General features: G+C 67.3%; 15 protein-coding genes. 3 read left to right on the forward strand and 12 right to left on the reverse strand.

What is annotated here, in order from left to right:
• Positions 1-17: 17 nt before the first annotated feature.
• Positions 18-959: a GlxA family transcriptional regulator gene (locus tag DXK93_RS19725; RefSeq protein ID WP_054450795.1), complete on the reverse strand. Its 942-nt coding sequence runs from the start codon at positions 957-959 to the stop codon at positions 18-20.
• Between the two features lie 85 nt (positions 960-1,044).
• Between DXK93_RS19725 and DXK93_RS19730 the strand changes: the two genes are divergently transcribed.
• Positions 1,045-2,256: an MFS transporter gene (locus tag DXK93_RS19730; RefSeq protein ID WP_119450931.1), complete on the forward strand. Its 1,212-nt coding sequence runs from the start codon at positions 1,045-1,047 to the stop codon at positions 2,254-2,256.
• A 68-nt stretch (positions 2,257-2,324) separates the two neighbouring features.
• On the opposite strand, the gene DXK93_RS19735 is transcribed toward DXK93_RS19730, so the two are convergent.
• Positions 2,325-4,421: an ATP-dependent DNA helicase gene (locus tag DXK93_RS19735; RefSeq protein ID WP_119450932.1), complete on the reverse strand. Its 2,097-nt coding sequence runs from the start codon at positions 4,419-4,421 to the stop codon at positions 2,325-2,327.
• Between the two features lie 205 nt (positions 4,422-4,626).
• On the opposite strand from DXK93_RS19735, the gene tex reads away from it, so the two are divergent.
• Together tex and DXK93_RS19745 are read left to right on the forward strand one after the other, a co-directional pair.
• Positions 4,627-7,002, forward strand: coding sequence for an RNA-binding transcriptional accessory protein Tex (gene tex / locus DXK93_RS19740; protein ID WP_054450789.1), 2,376 nt, complete (start codon positions 4,627-4,629; stop codon positions 7,000-7,002).
• 278 nt (positions 7,003-7,280) lie between these two features.
• Positions 7,281-7,787, forward strand: a complete 507-nt coding sequence (locus DXK93_RS19745) for a hypothetical protein (protein WP_054450787.1) — start codon at positions 7,281-7,283, stop codon at positions 7,785-7,787.
• A gap of 34 nt (positions 7,788-7,821) precedes the next feature.
• Here the strand turns inward: DXK93_RS19745 and DXK93_RS19750 are convergent, their stop codons facing one another.
• The 10 genes from DXK93_RS19750 to lpdA form a co-directional block, all read right to left on the reverse strand.
• On the reverse strand, positions 7,822-9,174 hold the full coding sequence (locus tag DXK93_RS19750) for a tryptophan--tRNA ligase (protein WP_054450785.1): 1,353 nt from the start codon (positions 9,172-9,174) through the stop codon (positions 7,822-7,824).
• A gap of 56 nt (positions 9,175-9,230) precedes the next feature.
• Positions 9,231-9,554: a DUF3325 domain-containing protein gene (locus DXK93_RS19755; RefSeq protein ID WP_054450784.1), complete on the reverse strand. Its 324-nt coding sequence runs from the start codon at positions 9,552-9,554 to the stop codon at positions 9,231-9,233.
• A complete protein-coding gene (locus DXK93_RS19760; RefSeq protein WP_054450783.1) occupies positions 9,551-11,179 on the reverse strand; it encodes a PepSY domain-containing protein in 1,629 nt (542 codons plus the stop codon). Before DXK93_RS19760 ends, DXK93_RS19755 begins: the two co-directional genes overlap by 4 nt.
• Entirely contained in the window at positions 11,176-11,457 is a 282-nt protein-coding gene (locus DXK93_RS19765) for a DUF3649 domain-containing protein (RefSeq protein ID WP_054450781.1), read from the reverse strand. Before DXK93_RS19765 ends, DXK93_RS19760 begins: the two co-directional genes overlap by 4 nt.
• Positions 11,458-11,480: 23 nt before the next feature.
• Positions 11,481-12,113 (reverse strand): DUF4198 domain-containing protein, encoded by a 633-nt coding sequence (locus DXK93_RS19770; protein WP_119450933.1) that lies wholly within the window; start codon positions 12,111-12,113, stop codon positions 11,481-11,483.
• Between the two features lie 104 nt (positions 12,114-12,217).
• Positions 12,218-14,671 carry a TonB-dependent siderophore receptor gene (locus tag DXK93_RS19775; RefSeq protein WP_370127222.1) on the reverse strand — a complete coding sequence of 818 codons (2,454 nt, stop codon included), beginning with the start codon at positions 14,669-14,671 and terminating at the stop codon, positions 12,218-12,220.
• A 139-nt stretch (positions 14,672-14,810) separates the two neighbouring features.
• Complete coding sequence (locus tag DXK93_RS19780; RefSeq protein ID WP_119450935.1) at positions 14,811-15,770, reverse strand: FecR domain-containing protein; 960 nt, start codon at positions 15,768-15,770, stop codon at positions 14,811-14,813.
• Positions 15,763-16,296, reverse strand: a complete 534-nt coding sequence (locus tag DXK93_RS19785) for a sigma-70 family RNA polymerase sigma factor (RefSeq protein WP_082400675.1) — start codon at positions 16,294-16,296, stop codon at positions 15,763-15,765. Before DXK93_RS19785 ends, DXK93_RS19780 begins: the two co-directional genes overlap by 8 nt.
• 110 nt (positions 16,297-16,406) lie before the next feature.
• Positions 16,407-17,498, reverse strand: a complete 1,092-nt coding sequence (gene zapE / locus DXK93_RS19790; protein ID WP_054450771.1) for a cell division protein ZapE — start codon at positions 17,496-17,498, stop codon at positions 16,407-16,409.
• Positions 17,499-17,574: 76 nt separating this feature from the next.
• Positions 17,575-19,002 carry a dihydrolipoyl dehydrogenase gene (lpdA, locus tag DXK93_RS19795; protein ID WP_119450936.1) on the reverse strand — a complete coding sequence of 476 codons (1,428 nt, stop codon included), beginning with the start codon at positions 19,000-19,002 and terminating at the stop codon, positions 17,575-17,577.
• Positions 19,003-19,117: the final 115 nt, after the last annotated feature.

A 19,117-nucleotide genomic window follows, 5' to 3' on the forward strand; every position in this document is an offset into this window, starting at 1 on the left:
GCCACGCAGGGGCTTTTTCATGCCGGCGCGCCGCGCCGCAGCGCTTGCGGCGGCTGCCCGTAGATGCGGATGAAGGCGCGGCGCATGCGCTCCGTATCGCCGAAGCCCACCCGGCGCGCGATGGCATCCATGCCGGCCTCGCCTTCCTCGACCAGTTCACGCGCAGCCTCGGCGCGCACGCGCTCCACGGCCTTGGCCGGGGTCTGCCCGGTTTCCAGCTTGAACTGGCGGCAGAACTGGCGCGGACTCAGGCAGGCCACGCCGGCCAGGCGCTCGATGTCCAGGACTTCGTCCAGGTGCTGGCCCACATGGGCCAGCACCTCGCGCATGCGTCCGCTGGCTGGCGCCAGGTCCTGCAATGCAGAGAACTGCGACTGCCCTCCCGTGCGCCGGTGATAGACCACCATCTCGCGGGCGGTGGCGCGGGCGACCGCCTCGCCGTGGTCCGCCTGCACCATGGCCAGCGCCAGGTCGATGCCGGCCGTGATGCCCGCCGAGGTCCAGACCGCGCGGTCCTCGACGTAGATGCGGTCCGCTTCCACCGCAAGCGCAGGATGGCGCTGCTGCAGTTCGGCGGCATGACGCCAGTGGGTGGTCACGCGGCGCCCTTGCAGGATGCCGGCCTGCGCCAGCACGAACGCGCCGGTGCAGACGCTGGCCACGCGCCGGCCGCGCGCATGCGCGGCGCGCAGATAGGCCAGCATAGCCGGGGCCGCCTGGGGTTCGCGCGCGCCCTGGCCACCCGGCACCAGCACGGTGTCGGCGCGCAGACCGCGCCAGGGCCGCGTCAGCACGGGCACGCCGGCCGAACAGCGGACCAGGCCGCCTTCGGCCGACGCCACGGCCACTTCGTAGGCGCCCGGCACCAGTTCGGCAGCGATCTGGAAGACCGACAGCGGGCCTGCCATGTCGAGCAGCTGGAAGTTGGGTACGGGCAGGATGCAAACGCGATGGGTCATGGCATGAAATGAGGGAAAATAGTCATTCTTGCCATAGTTTCCGGCGCTAGAGTGGGGCCTGTCAATCCTCCGGACTCCCACAGCCATGACCTCCTCCACGCGCGGCCTGCGCAATGCCCGCATCCTCGCCGTCTGCCAGGGCCTGTACATCGCGGCGATCTCCATCGACCTGACCCTGACGGCGCTGACCGGCCAGATGCTGGCGCCGCATCCGGCCCTGGCCACGCTGCCGTTCGCGCTGATCACCGTGGCGGGCGCCGCGGTCACCTGGTATGCATCGCTGCTCATGCAGCGCATCGGCCGCCGTGCGGGCTTCATGCTGGGATCGCTGGCGGGCGCGGCCGGCGGGCTGATTTCCGTGGCCGCGGTGTTCGCCAGCGACTTCTGGCTCTTCTGCCTGGGCACGGCGCTGGTCGGCGTGTTCCAGGCGTTTGCGCAGTACTACCGCCTGGCCGCCGCCGACGCGGTACCCGCCGAGGCCAAGAGCCGCGCCATATCCGTGGTCCTGACGGGCGGCGTCATCGCCGCCATCGCGGGGCCGGCGCTGGCGGCCTGGGCCAAGGACATCTTCCCCGCCGCGATCTTTTCCGGCGCCTATCTGATGGTGGCGCTGCTGGGAGCCGCCAGCGCGCTGCTGCTCATCGCCTACCGCGATCAGGAAGGCGAAGGCGGCCAGCCCGCCGACACGCAGGCCGCAGGCCTGCCGGCCCGTCCTTTGGGCGAGGTCATGCGGCAGCCGATTTTCGTGGCGGCCCTGGCCAACAATGTCGTGGGTTCGGTGTCGATGATGTTTGTCATGACGGCCGCGCCGCTGGCCGCGGTCGCCTGCCAGCACAGCATCGCCGATGGCGCCAGCATCATGCAGTGGCACCTGATCGGCATGTACGCCCCGGCCTTCTTCGCCGGCGCGCTGATCAACCGGCTGGGGCTGCCCCGCGTGCTTGGCATGGGCATGGCGTTGAACGCGGCCTGCTCGCTGATCGCGATGCAATCGACTTCGCTCACGGCCTTCCACGCGGCATTGTTCTGCCTGGGCGTGGGCTGGAACTTCATGTTCGTCGGCGGCACCACGCTGCTGGCGCAGTCCTACCGTCCCGCCGAACGGGCGCGCGTACAAGGAGCCGCCGAAATGCTGCGCTACGCCACCACCGCCCTGGCCACGCTGGCCGCGGGTCCGGCGCTCGTGCGCATGGGCTGGGAAACGTTGAACGCCGCCATGCTGCCCATCGTGGGCCTGGCCGCGGTCATGACCGGGTGGTGGGCGATGTCGCGGCGGACGGAACGGGTCGCGGCCTGAGGCGGCTGGCAGGGGCGCCCGCTGGCGCGGGCAGCCCCAGGGCTGGCTGATTGTGGCGTGAACGGCCGCTAGTCCTGCGGATCCTGCTTGCGCCGGTAGAACGCCAGTACTTCTTCCAGTTCGCGCGTCCGCGCGAACGGCGGCAGACCGCGCCACAGGCGCTTGCCATAAGGCTTTTCGACCAGGCGCGCGTCGCCCACCATGAGCACGCCCCAGTCCGATTCCGTACGGATCAGACGGCCCGCGCCCTGCTTGAGCGAGATCGCGGCTTCGGGCAGTTGGTATTCCGCAAAGGGATTGCCGCCATGCGCACGGCAGGCGCGCAGGCGCGCCTCGATGACCGGATCGTCGGGCGGCGCGAACGGCAGCTTGTCGATCGCCACCAGGGTCAGCACGTCGCCGGGCAGGTCTATGCCTTCCCAGAAACTGGCGCTGCCCACCAGCACCGGATGCTCCAGTTTGCAGAAGCGGTCCAGCAGATCACGGCGCGTGCCCTCGCCCTGCTTGAGCAATGGCCATTCATGGCCGGCATCGTCGAAGGCGTCGGCCAGCAGGTTGGCGACCTTGTCCACCGCGCGCAGCGTCGTGCACAGCACCAGCGTGCCGCCGGGGCTGGCCTCCAGCAGCGGCAGCAGGGTCTGCACGAAGCGGTCGAGGAACTGCGGCGATTGCGGTTCGGGCATGCCGCGCGGCACGAACAGCAAGGCCTGTTCGGGATAGTCGAAGGGCGATTCCCATTTGCCCGTGCGCGCCTTCTCCAGCCCCAGCTGGCTGGTGAAGTGCGTGAACTCGCCGTTCACGGACAGCGTGGCCGAGGTCATGATCCAGGCCTGGCCAGGCTTGCGGTACTTGGAAAACGCCTGGGCCACCGACAGCGGCGCCGAATGCAGGCGCACGTGGTGCTGCCCGTGTTCGACCCAGCGCACCGCCGGGCCGGTCCATTGTTCCGCGGCGGCCGCGCCCTCCAGGATGGCGGCAGGCGTGGGCAGTCCGTCGCCCAGCGCCGATTGCACGACGGGTTCGGACGCCTGGTCGTCGCGGCCCCAGCCTTCGTCGGAATGGTCTGCGCCCGCCCGTCCCGGCGTGGCCCAGCGCTTCAGCCGCACCGAAATCTCGGCGCCGCTGCGCGCGGCCGCCATCAGGTCCGGGTGCTTTTCGGCCACCGCGCCCAGCGCCTTGGCCGCGCCGTCCACGGCCTCGCGCAGCGCCAACAGCGCTTCGTCGAATTCCTCGGGATTGGGGATGGCCTCGAAAGTCGCCTTGCGGCCGGGCATACGGTCCAGCGGCGCACAGACCAGGCGCAGCTCGCGCGCCGCCGTTTCCACATGGCGGCTGACGTCGCTCCATTTGGCGGCTTCGCGCGCGTAGGCCAGGCCGGCCGCTTCCAGCGCGCGGCCGAAATCCAGCAACTGGTGCGTGGACACGCTGCTGCCCAGAAAGCGGGTGGCCGTGTCCGGCAACTGGTGCGCTTCGTCGAAGATCACGGTGTCCGCTTCGGGCAGCAGGTCGGTCACGCCCTCTTCGCGCAGCACCAGGTCGGCCATGAACAGGGCATGGTTGACGACTACCACGTCGGCTTCCTGCGCCTGGCGGCGCGCCTTCACCACGAAGCAGTCGCGGATGCGCGGGCATTCCTGGCCCAGGCAGTTCTCGCGCGTGGAGGTCACGCGCTGCCAGATGTCGGCGTCTTCGGGTACCTGCGCCAGGTCGCCGCGGTCGCCCGTCTTGGAAATGCCCGCGAACACCTGGATCTGGCGCAACTGCTGGATTTCGGTGCGCGACTTCAGCGCGCGCTCGTCGCCCTGCAGGCGGTCCAGGTGGTAATGACAGACGTAGTTGCCGCGGCCCTTGAGCAGCGCGGCCGTCACCGGCGCGGCCAACGCCGCGCGTACGCGCGGCAGGTCACGGGCGAAAAGCTGGTCCTGCAGGGTGCGCGTACCCGTGGAAATCAGCACCTTGCCGCCCTGGATGAAGGCGGGTACAAGATAGGCCCAGGTTTTGCCGATGCCGGTGCCTGCCTCCGCCACCAAGGTGGCGCGGTCCTGGATGGCCTGCCCTATGGCCTGCGAGAGTTCGACCTGTGAAGGCCGGGGCTTGTAGCCGGGCAAAGCCGTGGCCAAAGGCCCGTCGGCGTCGAAGAATTCGGAGATATCCAGGTCCAGCATAGCGAGTCAACGGTGAACCGGTGCCGGTTGCGGTTCGGGCGCCAGACACTTGGGTGGGAAAGGACCAAATGATACCCGCTGCCGGGCCGTGGATTGGCCGCCAGGCCGTCGCGAGGGGGACATATCCGTCCACCCTGGCACGTTTTGTAACAGCGGCTTATGGCACAATCCGCCCCTTGTTTTTCCTTTTTGTCGTCGTATCGAGATGTCTGAAACTTCCGCTATCACGTACGTCGCCGCCGGCGTCGACAACGCCCGCATCGTCGCGCAGCTCGCCACCGAGCTGGGCACGCGCGCCTCCCAGATCGCTTCGGCGGTGGAACTCCTGGACGATGGCGCCACCGTGCCCTTCATCGCCCGCTATCGCAAGGAAGCCACGGGCGGCCTGGACGATACCGTGCTGCGCAATCTCGAAGTGCGCCTGGGCTATCTGCGCGAACTCGAAGAGCGCCGCGGCTCCATTCTTGAATCCATCTCGCAACAGGGCAAGCTCACGCAAGCGCTGCAGCAGGAAATCGCCACGGCCGACACCAAGCAGCGCCTGGAAGACTTGTACGCGCCGTACAAGCCCAAGCGCCGCACCCGCGCCCAGATCGCCCGCGAAGCGGGCCTGGAGCCGCTGGCCGACGGCATCCTCGCCGATCCCGCCTGCGACCCCGCCGCGCTCGCCGCGCAATACCTGAATCCCGAAGCGTCCATCAACGACGCCAAGGCCGCGCTCGACGGCGCGCGCGACATCCTGGCCGAGCGCTACGCGGAAAACGCGGATCTGCTGGCCGACATGCGCGAGCACCTGTGGTCCACCGGCCTGATCCATTCCAAGGTGGTCGACGGCAAGGAAACCGAGGGCGCCAATTTCCGCGACTGGTTCGACTTCAACGAACCGCTGCGCACCCTGCCCTCGCACCGTATCCTGGCGCTGCTGCGCGGCCGCCAGCAAGGCGTGCTGGAACTGCGCCTGGGCCTGGAAGCCGAACTGGAAGCGCAGACGCCGCATCCCTGCGTGGCCCGCATCGCCGGCTTCCTGAAGCTGGGCAACGGCCTGTTCGCGCTGGACGCCACGCCGCGCGCGCGCTGGCTGGGCGAAGTCTGCCGCTGGACCTGGCGCGTGAAGCTGCTGACGGCGTTCGAAAGCGAGCTGATCGGCCGCCTGCGCGAAAGCGGCGAAGCCGAAGCCATCCGGGTGTTCGCCGCCAACCTGAAGGACCTGCTGCTGGCCGCGCCCGCCGGCCCCAAGGCCGTGCTGGGCCTGGACCCCGGCATCCGCACCGGTTGCAAGGTCGCCGTGATCGACCAGACCGGCAAGGTCGTGGACACCACCACCGTCTACCCGTTCGAACCGCGCCGCGACCGCGACGGCACCATCAACACGCTGGCCGCCCTGGTGGCGCGCCACAAGGTCGACCTGATCGCCATCGGCAACGGCACCGCCTCGCGCGAAAGCGAGAAGCTGGTGGGCGACATGATGGAACGCTTCCCGGACCTGAAGGTCACCCGCGTGGTGGTCTCCGAGGCCGGCGCTTCCGTCTATTCGGCGTCTGAAACCGCGGCCCAGGAATTCCCCGACCTGGACGTGACGTTGCGCGGCGCGGTGTCCATCGCCCGCCGCCTGCAGGATCCGCTGGCCGAACTGGTCAAGATCGATCCCAAGGCCATCGGCGTGGGCCAGTACCAGCACGACGTCAACCAGCGCGAGCTGGCGCGTTCGCTGGACGCCGTGGTCGAGGATTGCGTGAACGCCGTGGGCGTGGACGTGAACACCGCGTCGGCCGCCCTGCTGGCCCGCGTGTCCGGCCTGAATTCGCTGCTGGCCAAGAACATCGTCGCCTGGCGCGACGAGAACGGCGCCTTCCCGACCCGCGAGATCCTGCGCAAGGTGCCGCGCTTTGGCGACAAGGCATTCGAACAAGCCGCGGGCTTCCTGCGCATTCCCAACGGCGACAACCCGCTGGACGCCTCGTCGGTTCACCCCGAAGCCTATCCGGTGGTCGAACGCATCGTCGCCAAGATCAAGGCCGAGGTGAAGCAGATCATCGGCCAGCGCGAAGCGCTCAAGGGCGTGTCGCCGTCCGACTTCACCGACGAGCGCTTCGGTCTGCCGACGGTGCGCGACATCTTCGCCGAACTGGAAAAGCCCGGCCGCGATCCGCGTCCGGAGTTCAAGACGGCGCAGTTCAAGGAAGGCGTCGAAACCCTGAACGACCTGTACCCGGGCATGGTGCTGGAAGGCGTTGTGACCAACGTGGCGAACTTCGGCGCGTTCGTGGACATCGGCGTGCACCAGGACGGCCTGGTCCACATCTCGGCCCTTGCCGAAAAGTTCGTGAAGGATCCGCGCGACGTCGTGCGGGTGGGCCAGACGGTCAGCGTGAAGGTGCTGGAAGTGGACGTGGCGCGCAAGCGCGTCGCGTTGACCATGCGCCTGAACGACACCGCAGCTCCCGCCCGCCGCAGCGGCGACGCCCCCAAGGGCGGCGACCGCAACCGCCGTCCGCAGGGCGACGGCAGCCGCGGCGGCGCCGGGGCCGGCGCCGGCATGAACAGCGCCATGGCGGACGCGTTCGCCAAGCTCAAGCGTTGAGCGAGACCCGCCCCACGGAAAACCGGCGCCTGATGCGCCGGTTTTTTTTACCTAGGGCTTACCCGTAAAGAGGCGGGTTACTTGTTTTCTCTCAAGCCAAACCTATCAAAAATGATAGAAAATATCTAATTGTGTCCAAATAATAAAACCCGGCGGCGCCAGGCCGCAAGGCGGCACAAGCCCCCCGCGAGCAGGCGAGCCAAGGCGCATAGCGCCTGCCGGGGAGCAGCACAAGAACAACAGCGCCCTGCCCCGAACGACCGGAGATCCGCCCAGCCATGTCCCATACCATCACGCTTGCCGCCAATGAAACGGCAACCCTCACCGCTGAGGAAGCCAACGCCAGCGGCGTCTACAGCGAAATCACCCTGGGCCAGTATTCGCACCTGCTTGTCGATGGCGCCGAAGTCAGTTTCAAGCACATCACGCTGGAGCGGCTGGGCAGCCGCATCATCGAATTGAGCAATGGGGCGCAGTTGCACGTCGGCGCACTGGGATTCGCCAGCATGGGCGCCAGCATCACCTACCGTATCGGCGCGGGTTGCGCGCTGACTTTCGATGCCAGCCAATGGGATCCGGAAGTGGTCGCCAACACCACCTTCGATTTTGCCAGCCAGGGCAGCGGCACGCTCAAGTACTTCCCGTTCATCAACCCCGAATGGCTGGACTGCCCGAATGTCACGGGCTACACGGAAGGCGACATGCTGGAAATCGCCGGACAGGGCAGCGCCCAGCGCTTCCAGGTGCGCGACGGGCGCATCGTAGCCAGCGCCCGCGCGGCCTGAACCGCCGGGCCGGCTGCGCGCCGGCCCCTTGGGTTTATTCCTGCGACAAAGACGACAGCGCGGCGCGCGCGCGTTCCAGCAAGGCGCCGGATTCGTCTTGCGCGCCAGCCGGCGCGGTGGCCACGGCCACGCCGTCGATCATCGCGGCATAGCCTTGCCCGTCGGCCTTCAGCACCGCATCGGCCGGTTCCGCTTGCAGACGGCGCATCAACGCGCCGGCTTCCTTCGGATCGGCGAAACGCTGCGACAACAGCAGTTCCTCGCCATCCGCTGCCAGCAGGCGGAAACGGAAGCTGCCGTCCTCGTCGCGGAAGCTGACGAAGCGCGCGCCCTTGCCCTTTTCCTTCTTGGGCTGCGCGGCCTTGGCGCCCGAGCCGGCTTCCAAGTTGCGCAGGCCCACGGCCTGGCGCAGTTCCTGCATGAAAGGCGTGGCCAGCTTGCGCGCCTTGGCGGCGCCGGCCTGCAGGATGTCTTCGATGCGGCCGGGGTTGGCCATCAGGTCGAAATACTTCTCGCGCATGGGCGCCAGCAGGTTTTCCAGGTGGTCGTACAGCGCCTGCTTGGCTTCGCCCCAGCCCATGCCTTCTTCGAGCTGCTTGCGCAGTGCGGCAGCCTGTTCGTGCGTGGCGAAGGCGCGGTAGATGGTGTACAGGTGCGAGTTCTCGGCGTCCTTGGGTTCGCCCGGCGCGCGCGAATCGGTCACGATGCGCATCACCGCCGCGCGCAGCGCGCTGGCGCCGCCCTCGAACAGCGGAATGGTGTTGTTGTAGCTCTTGGACATCTTGCGGCCGTCCAGGCCCGGCAAGGTCGCCACGTCTTCTTCGATCACCACTTCCGGCAGCGTGAAATAGTCGCGGCCGTACAGGTGGTTGAAGCGCTGGGCGATGTCGCGCGCCATTTCCAGATGCTGGATCTGGTCACGGCCCACCGGCACCTTGTTGGCGTTGAACATGACGATGTCAGCGGCCATCAGCACCGGGTACGAGAACAGGCCCATGGTCACGCCATCGTCCGGTTCCAGACCCTTTTCCGTGTTCTGGTCCACCGACGCCTTATAGGCGTGCGCCCGGTTCATCAGGCCCTTGGCCGTGACGCAGTTCAACAGCCAGGTCAGCTCGGGGATCTCGGGGATGTCCGACTGGCGGTAGAAGGTCACGCGCTCGTGGTCCAGGCCCACCGCCAGCCAGGTCGCGGCGATTTCAAGGCGCGAGCGCGCCACGCGGGCAGGGTCGTCGCACTTGATGAGGGCGTGGTAATCCGCCATGAAGAAGAATGCGTCCACGCCGGGCTGCGCGCTGGCCTGAACGGCGGGACGGATCGCGCCCGCGTAGTTGCCGAGGTGGGGAGTTCCAGAGGTGGTGATGCCGGTGAGGACGCGGGTATTCATGAGGCGAAGAGGCGTTTGCTGGGGGAAACGCCCAGTGTAACTTGCCGGGCGCGCGGCTACAGGACGGCCAACACTGGCGCCGCCAGCGCGCACAGCCCGCCCGCGGTCAGCGCGGCGCGCGGCCGGAACGTCAGGAACCAGATCAGGAGCAGCCCGGCGATGCTCAGAATGCCGATCCATTCCACCGTGCCGTAGCTCCAGCCCCAGACCGCCGCCGAGGCGCACAAGGACAAAGCCAGCGCCCCCCAGCCGAACAGGCGCAAAGGCAACCTGTGACGCCGCGGCAGCGCGCGGTCGAACAGGTCTTCGTAGTGGCGGTCCATGCCCAGGCACAGGGCGGAAAAGCCCGCGTAGGCCAGGCAGAAGGCAGCTAGCGTCATGGCGTATCACCTCTAGGTTCGTAGGCGGGCTGGGACGGCTTGGATGCGGCGCGGCCCTTGGCGGGCGCCTTGGCGCCCGCTTTGCTGGCGCGGGCCGCCTTGCGCGCCATCCAGGCCAGCAGCAGCGCCCCGGCCAGGCAGGTCAGGTCAAAACCAGCCATGACCCAATCGCCCGCAGGCAGCGACACCCCGAGATGGCGCGAGGTCGTCAGGGCGTTGACCACCGGCACCAGCGCCAGGGAGGCCGCGGCCGCGGCCAACAGGTCGCGCCACTTGCTGCGCTGGAACAGGAAGGCGTAGACCAGCGACAAGCCCCAGACGGCGAAGAAGGCGCGCGATTCCCAGAACTGCCTGCCCGCCAGGTCGATCGGCAGGAGGCGGTTGGCCCAAAAAAAGGCGGCGATCGAGATGAACAGGCCAGCGACCGTGCCGGCGTTGAGCGCATCGACCAGGCGCAACGAAAACGCTTCGCGCGCCCCCGGACGCGCCTTCTGCCGCCGCTTGGCGATCCACAGGACCAGGCCCGTGCCCACCATCGCCGTGCCCGCCATGCTGACCAGGAAATAGAGCCAGCGCAAAAACGGTTCGGCAAACAATCCCAGGTGCAGGCCGACGATGACGCCCGCCGTACGCGCCGTGGCGCCGAGCTCGTCCTCGCCTTCCTGGAATGCGCCCGTGACGCCGTCAAAACGCATGTAGGGCGCCAGCTTGCCGAACGACACGCCATCCGCGGCGTCGCGCACCAGGGTCACGGTCGCGCCGGCATCGCCGGGATGATTGACGGTGATGCGCCCCACCCGGCCGCCTTGCCAGTGCTGCTGCGCCTGCTCCACCAGCGGCGCCAGCGCGGTCAGCGGCGCGGGCTCGTTGCGCGCGGGAGTGATCCTGAAGGACTTGAAGACCTCGTCGGAATACTGCCTGGGGCTCTCGTAGACGGCCAGTATGCCCGCCGGCATCAGCATGGCCATGAATAGCACCAGCCCGCTGAACGTGATCATCAGGTGGAACGGCAGCCCCAGCACGGACAAGGCGTTGTGGCCGTCCATCCAGGCGCGCTGCCCGCCTTTCCCGGGCCGGAACGTGAAGAAGTCGGTGAATATCTTCTTGTGGGTGATGATGCCGCTGATGATGGCCACCAGCATGAACATGCCGGCGATGCTGGCCAGCCAGCGCCCCCAGGGAAACGCGGTTTCCAGTTCGAAATGGAAGCGGTAGAAGAAGTCGCCGCCACGCGTCTCGCGCGCGGTCAGGGCCTGGCCGGTGGCGGGGTCCAGCTTCACGCGCACGAAACCGCGTTCGCCCGGCTTGGGCTTGGGCACTTGGTAGAGCAGTTGGATGAGCGGTTCGCGGTCGGACGGCGGCGTGATGAACCAGCGCGTGGCGTCGGGCGCATGTTCCGCCAGGTAGTTCTGTGCAGCAGTCACGGACTGCGCCGCAGGCGCGGGCCGCGTCTGGATCTCGGGCTGCATCCAGGCCGTGATCTCGGGGCGGAAGAACGCCAGCGTGCCGGTCAGGAACATCGCGAACAGCACCCAGCCGAAGATCAGTCCCGACCAGGTGTGCAGCCAGGACATGGATTGGCGCAGGCCTTCCTCGCCCGGCGCCTTTTCCACTTTCGCCTTCATGCCGCCCCCATCGCGCGGCCGATCGCGAACAGCCCGCCCAGGAGCGCGGCGGGCGCCAGCACGCCGGCCCAGGCGCGCCAGGCATTGCGCGTGGCAAAAACCCAGATCACGCCGCAGGCGTAGAACACAAAGGACAGCATCTGCGCCGTGACCACGGCGTCCGGCCGCCGCATGGGCAGCCAGATCGCCAGGCAGGCGGCTGCCGCCGACGCCAGAACATAGCCGCCCAGGATGGCGGCCGCCGCCCTGGAAAAGACGGCCAGACGGTAGCGCATCATGCCTGCGCCGGCAGCGGGAGCTTTCACTGGGACACGTTGAAGGTAGTAGTGGAAACGTAGCGGATCTTGGCGTATGCCTTGCCGTCGGCCTCGCCCGCCTTGTCTTCGACGTGGGCGGCTTCGAGCACGTACTGGCCGGGCCACGGGGTGGTGATTTCGATGCGGCCGTTCTCATCGCTGTGGAAGCGCTTCTCCCACTTGGGCGGGCCGAATACGGTGACTTCCGTCTTCGCCAGCGGCTTGCCCTTGAACTGCAGCACGAAGGCGTTGGTCCCCGCCGCGACCGGCACGAGTTCCAGGTCCAGCTTGCCCTCGGTGTCCGCGCGGCCGGCCTTGGCGCCGTACTGCACCAGGGTGTCCTTGAACTGGTAGGCCTGGCGCAAGCGCACGTCGCCCTTGCCCGCCGCCGCGAATTCGAGGAAGTCGGCGCCTTCGCCCGAGGCCTTCAGCGGCTTGCCATCGGCGCCCGTAACGACGGGCGCGACCATGATCTTGCCGAGCAGGCCGTCACGCTTTTCGCGCACGTCATCCGCCCATTCCCCGAAATACGCCTTGGCCGGTCCCTCGGCGCTGCGTTCCAACCAAACGAAATGCGCCTGCGCGGCGCCCGCCGTGCCCAACAGGGCAATGGCGGCCAAGGTTCTTGCGAATGTCATTATTGATTTCCTTTAGAGGACCGGATCGGACCAGCCCCGCGGCCCAAGCCCGATTCGGAGGGTTTTAAATTATAACCATTCTCACTTCGAACTAGCAGCAAGACTTACCAGCGATAGCGCAGGCTGGCCTTGATGGAGCGCTGGTAGCCGTACCAGCACCAGGAATCGCCCGAGCACGACGCGATGTATTCCTTGTCGAACAGGTTCTGCACGTTCAGCGCCACCTGCATGCCCTTGAGCGACGGCGACGCGCGGCCCAGGTCGTAGTCCAGCATCAGGTCGAACAGCGTGACCGACGGCACCTTCAGGGTGTTGGTCTCGTTGGCATACGAGGAACCGATGTAGCGCACGCCGCCACCCACTCCCACGCCCGCCAGCGGACCGTCCTGCAACTGGTAGCGGGCCCAGGCGGACGCCTGTTGCGAAGGCACGCCCACCGGCGTCTTGCCCTTCAGGTTCATGCCCGCGGCGTTGGGATAGCCCTTGGAGTACTCGTTGTCCATCAAGGAGTAAGCAGCCACCAGCGTCAGGCCGCGCAGGGGCTCGGTCTTGGCTTCGAGCTCGATGCCCTGCGTGCGCAGCTCGCCCGCCTGGATCGAGCAGCGTCCGCCCGCCGTGCCGCAGATGTGGGTCGGATCCGGATCGGTGGTGGTCATGTTCTCGCGGCGGATGTCGAACGCCGCAAACGACAGCAGCGTGGCGCTGCCCGGCGGCTGGTACTTGATGCCGACCTCGTACTGGTTGCCTTCGATCGGCTTGAACGGCTTGTTCTGCCAGCCCGTGCCGGACTGCGGCTCGAACGATTCCGAATAGCTGAAGTACGGCGCCACGCCGTTGTCGAAGTTGTAGATCGCACCCAGGCGGCCCGTGAACTTCTCCGCATTCAGCGAGGACGGCGCGACCCGTCCGGTGGCGATCGTGGTGGTCTCGCCCACCGTGCGCGACCAGTCGTAGCGGCCACCCAGCAACACCGAGAGGCGATCGATCTTGATCTGGTCCTGGAAGTACAGGCCGGTCTGGTACTGCTTGTTGGTCGCATCCGTCGAGAACGCCGGCGCCGGGATGTTCTGATGATTGTTCGGGTTCAGCACATCCAGCGCGGGCGCGGTGCCAAAGCCGGACAGCGTGTCGGTCTTGACGTGCTGATAGTCAAAGCCCAGCAGCGTGGTGTGGGCGAAGGGGCCGGTGTTGAAGCGCGCCTGCACATTGTTGTCCAGCACCAGCGCGCCCACGTCCACATCAGTCGCGATCGACGCGCGCTGCTGGTAGCGGTAGGTCTTGTCGGTATAGCCGTAGTTATTGGTCATCGCGCCGTAGATGCTGCGGTACTGCGCTTCCGCGCGCGTCCAGCGCAGGCTTTGCGATGCCTTGATGTTGTCGTTGAAGCGGTGCTCCAACACATAGCCCAGCGAATAGCTCTTGCGGTCGCTCTTTTCGAAATTGGCGTCGCCGTCGTAGTAATCGGCCGGCAGGCGGATGCCGTCGGGCGCGGAAAGCAGCGTGCGCATGGCCGGCACGCTGCCATAGGAACCCATGTCGGGATCGCGCTGGAAGTTGGTCAGCACCGTCAGCGTCGTGTCGCTGCTGGGCTTCCAGGTAAAGGCCGGCGACACGAAGTAGCGGCGTTCCTTGGTGTCCTTGACCTGGCCGTCGGACATGTAGCCCGAACCGACCAGGCGGTACAGGAACTTGCCGTCTTCATCGACCGGACCGCCGAAATCGAAGTTGGCGCGACGATAGTCATAGTTGCCGACCTGCACCTCGACCTCGCGCAGCGTCTCTTCCAGCGGGCGCTTGCTGACCTGGTTGACCACGCCGCCCGGACCGCCCTGCCCGTACATGACGGAGGCTGGTCCCTTCAGCACGTCCACGCGCTCCAGGCGATAGGTGTCCACCTGCGGCAAGGCGTCGCGCCCGCCGAATACTCGCAAGCCGTCCAGGTAGGACGAAGCCTGAAAGCCGCGCACGCTGAACTGGTCCAGGCGCGTGGCGGTGGCGCCGCGCGATTCGGTGGCCACGCCCGCGGTGTAGCGCAGCACCTGGTTCAGTGTCTGCGCGCCCTGCTCCGTGATCTGCTCGCGCGTGACAACCGATACCGACTGCGGCGTTTCGATCAGCGGCGTGTCGGTCTTGGTGGCGCTGGCGCTCACCGTGGCCACGTAGCCCACCGTCGTGATTGCGCTGTCGGACATGCCCGACACGGTCACCGGCGCCAGCGTGGGCGTGTCGCCCGCGGGCGCGGCAACCTGCAGCAGCGTCCAGGTATTGCCCGACTGCGCACGCGCCTGCAAACCGCTGCCCGACAGGATGCGGGCGAATCCCGCGCCCACCGAGTAGGCGCCGTCCAACCCGTCCGAGCGGCGTCCCCGCACCAGCGCCGGATCGAACGACAGGACCACGCCAGCGCTGCGCGCGAACTGCGTCAGGGCATCGGCCAAGGAGCCGGCAGCGATCTGGTAGCTGCGCGGCGCGTTCGCGGTAGCGGGCGCCGGCTGCGCCCAGGCCTGCGGCATGCCGGCGGCAAGCCCGCCCGCGCACATGGCGGCCAGCAGGCCCATGCGGCCGGCAGACAAGGGGGCGCGCAAGCGCGAGTGAGATGAAGCGGACACAAAACTCTCCCTGTACGGTGGTATCTATCCCTGCCTTCCGTACGGGATCGGAAAACCTGCAAGCCGCAGGCAAAAAAATTTGTAACGCTCAGGCCTCGCGCGGACCGACCTGCAGCCAATACTGCGTATGCCGCGTCACGCGGATGGGCAAGGCGGGCTCCAGTGCCTTGAGCGCACGCTCGGCGTCATCCAGCGGAAATACGCCCGACAGCCGCAGACCGGCCACCGCCGGATCCACCCGGATCATGCCCAGGCGCTGGCGAGCCAGGTATTGCGCGAAGTAGTCCAGGCGCCAGTCCTTGGCCACCACCAGCCCGTCGGTCCAGGCCAGCCGGTCGGGATCGGAGGCAAGACGGCCGACTTCGCCATGCTCGGAGAATTCCAGGCGCTCCCCGGCTTCCGCATGCGTAGCCACGCCGCCGCGCAGTAGCGTCACGCTGCCTTCGTACACGCCCAAGCGCGCGCCTGCGGCGGTGCGCCGCAGGTCAAAGCGCGCCCGTTCGGCGCGCAGTTCGCCATGCCCGGTATCCACGCGCAGAGCCGCCATGGCGGGCCGCATTTCGGTCCGCACCAGCACTTCGCCGCGCAACAGGTCCAGGCCGCGGGCATCGTCCTGCAAGTGCAGGCGCACCGCGCTGTCGCTGTTCAAGGTGATGTGCAATCCATCAGCCACCGCAACGGCCAGCCGTTCGCCTGTGCCGGTGCTGAGGTCCGCCGCCAGTCGCTGCCACGGCGTATGCCGGTAGCCCGCCCAACCGGTAAAAGCCGTGCCGCCAACAGCCAGCAATCCGCGCAATACCGTGCGACGGCCGGCCGATCGGGGCGAGGACGATGCAGAACGCGTCAGCGCGTCATGCGCCAACGCCGCCGGCACGCGCCGCGCATCCTGACTGATGCGCTGCAAGCGATCCCACGCGCAGCGATGCGCGGGATCCTGCGCCAGCCATGCCTCGCAGGACTGCCGCTCTGCCGCACCGGCCAGGCCGGATTGCAGCCGCACCCACCAGGCGATCGCCTGGTCAGCGACGGGGTCCGCGGCGCTAGTCATCAAAGGCCGCGTAGCACGCGGTCATGGCGCGCACCATGTATTGCTGCACCGAACTCAAGGAGACTTCGAGCCGCTGGGCGATCTCGGGATAGGTCAGCCCGTCGAGCTGCGACAGCAGGAACGCGGAACGCGCCTTGGGCGGCAAGCCGTCCAGCAGACGGTCCAGCCGCGCCAGCGATTGCAGCTGCTCGGTCTGCTCTTCGGGGGACGGCGCATAAGCCTCGGGTATGGCGGCCAGGTAGGCGAGATAGGCCCGTTCCAATGCCGCATGCCGCTGGTGGTCCACCACCAGGCCCTTGGCAATGGTGGTCAGCAGTCCGCGGGCTTCGCCGGCGCGCACCGCCTTGCGGCCCTGGATCACGCGCAGAAACACGTCTTGCGCCAGGTCTTCGGCCCGGTGCTCGCAGCCAAGCCTGCGGCGCAGCCAGCCGAACAGCCAGGGGCGGTGATCGCGGTACAGGCCATCGACGGGCGCGGCGGAAGGGTCGGTGCGCGCGGCCGATGCGGACAAGAGGGTGGAAGACACGTTGGAAACTGCGGTGCTGGACCAGAAGTCTCCAAATCTTAATTGATAATGACTTGTATTACCAATTTCAACCGCGATCTGCCCGGAAAATTCGGACAGATGCGGCGCGACTACAACGACACGGTGTGGCGACGTTCCGATTCCAGGTACTCGCGCGACTGCATTTCCAGGATGCGCGAGACCGTGCGGTGGAATTCATTGGCAAGCGCGCCTTCCGTGTAGATCTCCTCGGGTTCGCACTCGGCGGACATGATGAGCTTGACGCGGTGGTCATAGAACACGTCGATCAGCCAGGTGAAGCGGCGCGCCTCCGAAGCCTGGCGCGGTCCCATGCGCGGCACGCCCGACAGGATCACAGCATGGAAGCGGTTGGCCAACTCCAGATAATCGTTCTGCGAACGCGGCCCGCCGCAAAGCGTGGCGAAATCGAACCACACCACCGATCCGCCCAGCGCCAGCGCGCGGATCTCGCGGTGCTCGATATGCAGCACCGGATCCTGGGGCGGCGTGTCGGCCAGGCTGTCGAATGCTTCCTGCAATGCTTTCTGGGCGCGCTCGTCCAGCGGCGTGTGATAGCACTGCACCTGTTCCAGCGAGCGGCGGCGGTAGTCCACGCCAGCGTCCACGTTCATGATGTCCATGCGCGCCTGGATCAGCTGGATCGCGGGCAGGATGCGGTCGCGGTGCAGGCCGTCCGGATACAGGGTCGAGGGCTCGTAGTTGGACGTCATCACGAAGGACGTGCCGTACTCGAACAGCTTGAACAGCAGCCGGTGCAGGATCATCGCGTCGGCCACGTCGGATACGTGGAACTCGTCGAAGCAGATCAGACGGTAGCGTTTGGCCACGCGCCTGGCCACTTCGTCCAGCGGATCCTGCATGCCCTTCACTTCTTCGAGTTCGCGGTGCACGCCGCGCATGAATTCGTGGAAGTGCAGGCGCGTCTTGCGCACCACGGGCACGGTGGCGTAGAAGGCGTCCATCAGGAAGCTCTTGCCCCGCCCCACTCCGCCCCACAGGTACACGCCGCGCGGCACGTCGGGGCGGTTCAGCAGCTTCTTCAGCGCGTTCGAGCGCATCGACTTGAACTTGACCCATTCGTCGAAATAGCGCTGCAGCCGGTCGATCGCCTTTTTCTGGGCTTCGTCGGGCTTGTAGCCGCGTTCGGCCAGGGCGTGTTCGTAGTATTCGCGGACGTTCATGTGGGAGCAGGAAAAGCAGAATGAAAAAAGGGCGGATCCGTGAACCCGCCCCCGTCTTGCATCGGCTATGCGCGTATCAGAAGTTCAATGCGCGCTTGTCCACGGCCAATGCGGCTTCCTTCACGGCTTCCGACAGCGTCGGGTGCGCGTGGCAGATGCGGGCGATGTCTTCGGCTGCGCCACGGAATTCCATGATGGTCACGGCTTCCGAGATCAGTTCCGAGGCCATCGGGCCCACGATGTGCACGCCGAGGACCTCGTCGGTCTTGGCATCGGCGATCACCTTGGCAAAGCCGGTGGTGTCGCCCAGCGCGCGGGCGCGGCCGTTGGCCAGGAAGGGGAAGCTGCCAGCCTTGTACTCGCGGCCCTCGGCCTTGAGCTGCTGCTCGGTCTTGCCGACCCAGGCGATTTCCGGCGAGGTGTAGATAACCCACGGCACGGTGTCGAAGTTGACGTGGCCGTGCTGGCCGGCGATGCGCTCGGCGACCGCCACGCCTTCTTCCTCGGCCTTGTGCGCCAGCATCGGGCCGCGCACCACGTCGCCGACTGCCCAGACGTTCGGCAGGTTGGTCTTGCAGTCGCCGTCCACGGCGATGAAGCCGCGCTCGTCCAGCTTCAGGCCCACGGCGTCGGCGTTCAGGCCGCCGGTGTAAGGCACGCGGCCGATCGAGACGATCAGCTTGTCGACCACCAGCTTCTGCTCGGCGCCCTTGGCGTCGACGTAGGGCACGGTGACGGACTTGGCGGTCGCCTTGATCTCGCCGATCTTGACGCCCATCTGGATGTTCAGGCCTTGCTTGGTGAAGGCCTTCAGGGCTTCCTTGGCCACCTGGCCGTCAGCGGCTGCCAGGAATTCCGGCATGGCTTCCAGGATGGTGACTTCGGAACCCAGGCGGCGCCACACGCTGCCCATTTCCAGGCCGATCACGCCGGCGCCGATCACGCCCAGCGTCTTCGGCACGGCGCCGATGTTCAGCGCGCCGTCGTTGGACAGCACGACCTTTTCGTCGAACGGCAGGCCGGGCAGCTCGCGCGCCGACGAACCGGTGGCGACCACCACGTGCTTGGCAACCAGGTCTTCCTCGGCGGTGCCGGTGACCTTGATGGCCCAGCCGCCTTCAACCTGGCCGGCGAACGCGCCCTTGCCATGGAAGAACGTGACCTTGTTCTTCTTGAACAGGTACAGGATGCCGTCGTTGTTCTGCTTGACCACCGTGTTCTTGCGGCCGATCAGCGTGTCGAGCTTCAGGCTGACGCCCTTGACTTCGATGCCGTGCTCGGCGAAGTGGTGATTGGCTTGTTCGTAGTGCTCGGACGATTGCAGCAGCGCCTTGGACGGGATGCAGCCGACGTTGGTGCAGGTGCCGCCGGGAGCCGGGCCGCCTTGGCCGTTCTGCCAGGCGTCGATGCAAGCCACCGACATGCCGAGCTGCGCGGCGCGGATGGCGGCGATGTAGCCGCCGGGGCCCGCGCCGATGACGACGACGTCAAATTGTTTGGACATAGTGTTCTCGCGATGAGGTATTGAGTGGAGCACGCCCCGCCCTGCGGGCCGGCAATAAGCCGACCAGGGCGCCGCAAGACCCAGGGGTCGGGTGGGCGCCGGGCCGGGGCGTCGA

This window comes from Achromobacter sp. K91, assembly GCF_003576205.1.
Lineage (GTDB): Bacteria > Pseudomonadota > Gammaproteobacteria > Burkholderiales > Burkholderiaceae_B > Achromobacter > Achromobacter aegrifaciens.